Here is a 2,048-nt window from a genome sequence, read left to right as displayed (position 1 = left end):
ACTAAATACTGCAGGTTTCAGCTCAAAAACGGTTTCAACCTGTTTCAAAAATTTTGAAGGAACATTGGCATCAAGATCTGGTAAGGGAATACTTAACTCGTCGAAAAAAGGTTTGAATAATAGTTTAATCTCTTCTATTTTTTCTGATGGATAATTAAGCAAACACTCATCTACATCATTCACCCATAGGTTGATGTTATAAGGTTTATCTGTTTTTGTTCTAACAATTTTATCGGTTTCTATAATTTCTTCAGGACTTAAGGTATATGCGCCGAAGCTGCCCAAACCACCAGCGTTTGATACGGCTGCTAAAAGCTCAGGTGTTGAAAATCCACCTGCCATTGGGCCTAATAAAATCGGATATTCGATTTTTAAAAGTTCGGTTATTTTAGTTCTATTCCACATCCTAATAAATTTTTACGTTGGTTAGAAGTTTATTCACAATCACCCACCCGCTATCGGTTAGATTTAACGACAAAAGATCGTAATAATTAAAATCAAAAATAGGCAGATGAACTTTCGCAATTGCAATAGAATTGATAATTTCTATCGACAATATTTCCATGTGGAATGTTTCATTGAGCTCCTGCGGACTTTTGCGCTTACTTACCCCTTCTAAATATTCATCCAGTGTTTTAAAATATGGAAGGCCATTTACATCACCGGCCAATATAGACTGGGGGTGAAATATTTTTCTGAGCAATGCTGTGTCTCCATTAAAAACTCCCTTAAAATAAGATGACAGTACCTCTGCTATTGCATTTGCGTTTTCAGTGTAATTGTTCATGGTTTTAATTTTTAAGGTATGCCCGGGGTTAAGTATTCCCTTTGCATACCTGGTTCTTGTTTTAATTTTTATCCTTAGCCAATGTGATGCCCTGCTACATGGCCTCCGTCTAAATTGATGATTTCGCCCGTTACAAAATTACTTTCTGCCAGGTACAGGGCGAGTTGAGCTACATCTTCTGTTTCGCCAATACGGTTTAATAAATGTAAACCTGCAAACGCATCTGCATCACTAATGCCATTTTTGGCCTGTAACGGACTTCTAATAATCCCAGGAGCGATGCCATTTACCCGGATGTTGTTTTTGCCGAACTCTGCAGCCAATTGTTTGGTTAAAGCATGGATGCCACCTTTACTTGAAATGGGTGCTGTAGCAGGAAAACCTCCAATGGCATGATCTACCAATACAGTTCCGATGTTAATAATAGCACCACCATCTTGTTTCAACATCTGCGTGATGGCTGCCTGAGTAGTGAAAAATGTGCCTTTTAAATTGATGTTCAAAAATTTGTCCAGGTACGCTTCATCTACCTCTAAAAAAGGTTTTGGTTCAAAAATACCGGCATTATTTACCAGCACATCTACGGCACCAAAACGCGCTATGGCAGTTTCTACCAATCGTTTACCTGTGTTTATATTGCTGATATCGCCAGCTACCATCGCCAATTGGTGGTGCGATCCTAATTCGTTGAAAGCAGTAATTAAATTGTTCTCATTTGCAGCGTTGATCACCACATTGTGACCCTGTTTCAAAAATAAACCTGCAATGGCGCGACCAATGCCTGTTGATGCGCCTGTTATAATTACGGTTAGTGTTTTCATGTTTTTGATGATTATTTATTGTTTGCTGTTATCCCTTTTTCGCGCAATACCGATACCTGCTCGCCTGCATAGCCCCAATCATCCAATTCGATCTCTTGAATTACTACATGGGTAAGCTTTGGATCTTTATCCAATACTTCGGTAATCAATTTGGTTATTCCACTAATTAAAGTCTGTTTTTGTTCGCGGGTAACACCTTCGCGGGTTACTTCTATTTTTACGTATGGCATGGCTGTTCGATTAAATAGTTAATGATGCTGTTAATTTTACATCAAGTTCAAATTCATTGTAAATCAGGTTATCGCCAAGGTTGGTGAAAAAGTTACCTGATCTGAATTTCATGTTGTACTTGTTACGGTCGATAAAGATTTTACCAGAAGCTGTTAAGGTATTGCCATTAACCACAACATCTGCTGCAAAAATTACAGCATGTGTAATGC

4 protein-coding genes and 1 pseudogene are annotated in these 2,048 nt (G+C 38.2%); all 5 read right to left on the bottom strand.

All coding sequences use genetic code 11. The features are described from left to right. Positions 1 to 405 (bottom strand): nitronate monooxygenase (locus AC1DND_RS26510; protein WP_477585671.1); only part of this gene is annotated, 405 nt, incomplete at its 3' end. A 1-nt stretch (position 406) separates the two neighbouring features. Beyond that, entirely contained in the window at positions 407 to 787 is a 381-nt protein-coding gene (locus AC1DND_RS26505; protein ID WP_477585669.1) for a nuclear transport factor 2 family protein, read from the bottom strand. A gap of 74 nt (positions 788 to 861) precedes the next feature. Then, on the bottom strand, positions 862 to 1,608 hold the full coding sequence (locus tag AC1DND_RS26500; protein WP_477585667.1) for an SDR family NAD(P)-dependent oxidoreductase: 747 nt from the start codon (positions 1,606 to 1,608) through the stop codon (positions 862 to 864). 11 nt (positions 1,609 to 1,619) lie between these two features. Then, positions 1,620 to 1,838, bottom strand: a complete 219-nt coding sequence (locus AC1DND_RS26495) for a tautomerase family protein (protein WP_131531439.1) — start codon at positions 1,836 to 1,838, stop codon at positions 1,620 to 1,622. Between the two features lie 10 nt (positions 1,839 to 1,848). Beyond that, a pseudogene (locus AC1DND_RS26490) lies at positions 1,849 to 2,048 on the bottom strand (YceI family protein); the annotation flags it as partial.

Source organism: Pedobacter sp. 01N416, assembly GCF_056399685.1.
This window is presented reverse-complemented; position numbering and strand designations above follow the sequence as displayed.